Source organism: Desulfosporosinus hippei DSM 8344 (assembly GCF_900100785.1).
Classification (GTDB): Bacteria; Bacillota; Desulfitobacteriia; order Desulfitobacteriales; family Desulfitobacteriaceae; genus Desulfosporosinus; species Desulfosporosinus hippei.
This window is the reverse complement of sequence record NZ_FNCP01000063.1, coordinates 1-2,087: the sequence shown is the minus strand read 5'-3', so window position 1 is coordinate 2,087 and position 2,087 is coordinate 1. Positions and strand designations below refer to the sequence as shown.

Annotated in this window: 1 protein-coding gene; it reads left to right on the top strand. The window is 59.7% G+C overall.

The features are described from left to right. Positions 1-16 precede the first annotated feature (16 nt). Positions 17-2,087 (top strand): hypothetical protein (locus BLS16_RS22990; RefSeq protein WP_427846396.1); only part of this gene is annotated, 2,071 nt, incomplete at its 3' end.

Here is a 2,087-nt window from a genome sequence, read left to right as displayed (position 1 = left end):
ACGGGAGTTACAGGCGATGTTGGGTCGACAGGTGCAACTGGGGCCACTGGCGATATTGGATCAACAGGTGCAACCGGAGCCACAGGGGATGTTGGCGCAACAGGTGCAACTGGGGCTACCGGCGATGTTGGATCAACCGGAGCAACTGGAGCCACTGGTGATGTTGGCGCAACGGGTGCAACTGGGGCCACTGGCGATATTGGATCAACCGGTGCAACGGGAGCTACTGGTGATGTTGGGTCGACAGGTGCAACTGGAGCCACTGGCGAGGTTGGATCAACAGGTACAACTGGAGCTACTGGGGATGTTGGATCAACAGGTGCAACTGGAGTTACAGGCGATGTTGGCGCAACCGGTGCAACTGGAGCCACTGGCGAGGTTGGATCAACCGGATCAACTGGAGCTACTGGCGAGGTTGGATCAACCGGATCAACTGGAGCTACTGGCGAGGTTGGATCAACCGGATCAACCGGAGCAACAGGTGATGTCGGGTCGACAGGTGCAACTGGAGCTACTGGTGAGGTTGGATCAACCGGTGCAACTGGGGTTACAGGCGATGTTGGATCAACGGGTGCAACTGGGGCCACGGGCGATGTTGGGGCTACTGGTGCAACCGGAGCCACGGGCGAGGTTGGGGCTACTGGTGCAACTGGGGTTACAGGCGATGTTGGATCAACGGGTGCAACTGGGGCCACGGGCGATGTTGGGGCAACCGGAGCAACTGGAGCCACTGGTGAGGTTGGCGCAACGGGTGCAACTGGAGCCACGGGCGATGTTGGATCAACAGGTGCAACGGGAGCCACTGGTGATGTTGGGGCAACAGGAACAACGGGAGCAACAGGCGATGTTGGATCAACAGGTGCTACCGGAGCCACAGGGGATGTTGGCGCAACAGGTGCAACTGGGGCTACCGGCGATGTTGGATCAACAGGTGCAACTGGGGCCACTGGTGAGGTTGGTGCAACAGGATCAACAGGGGCTACCGGCGATGTTGGATCAACAGGTGCAACTGGGGCCACTGGCGAGGTTGGATCAACCGGTGCAACTGGGGCCGCTGGTGAGGTTGGGGCAACCGGAGCAACTGGAGTTACTGGCGATGTTGGATCAACAGGTGCTACCGGAGCCACTGGCGAGGTTGGATCAACAGGTGCAACGGGAGCAACAGGCGATGTTGGATCAACAGGAACAACGGGAGCAACAGGCGATGTTGGATCAACCGGTGCAACGGGAGCTACTGGCGATGTTGGATCAACCGGTGCAACTGGAGCTACTGGTGATGTTGGCGCAACTGGATCAACCGGAGCCACAGGCGATGTTGGCGCAACCGGTGCAACGGGAGCTACTGGTGAGGTTGGATCAACAGGTGCAACTGGGGCTACCGGCGATGTTGGGGCTACTGGAACAACGGGAGCTACTGGCGATGTTGGGGCTACTGGAACAACGGGAGCTACTGGCGATGTTGGATCAACGGGTGCAACTGGAGCCACAGGCGATGTTGGATCAACGGGTGCAACTGGGGCCACGGGCGATGTTGGGGCTACTGGTGCAACGGGAGCTACTGGCGATGTGGGGGCGACTGGTGCAACTGGGGCCACTGGTGAGGTTGGTGCAACCGGATCAACAGGGGCTACCGGCGATGTTGGATCAACAGGTGCAACTGGAGCTACTGGAGATGTTGGGTCGACAGGTGCAACCGGAGTTACTGGTGAGGTTGGATCAACAGGTGCAACTGGGGCCACGGGCGATGTTGGGGCTACTGGAACAACTGGGGCCACTGGCGATATTGGATCAACAGGTGCAACGGGAGCCACAGGCGAGGTTGGCGCAACGGGTGCAACGGGAGTTACAGGCGATGTTGGGTCGACAGGTGCAACTGGGGCCACTGGCGATGTTGGATCAACGGGTGCAACTGGGGCCACTGGCGATGTTGGATCAACGGGTGCAACTGGGGCCACTGGCGATGTTGGATCAACGGGTGCAACTGGGGCCACGGGCGATGTTGGGGCTACTGGTGCAACTGGGGCCACTGGCGATATTGGATCAACAGGTGCAACGGGAGCTACTGGTGATGTTGGGTCGACAGGTGC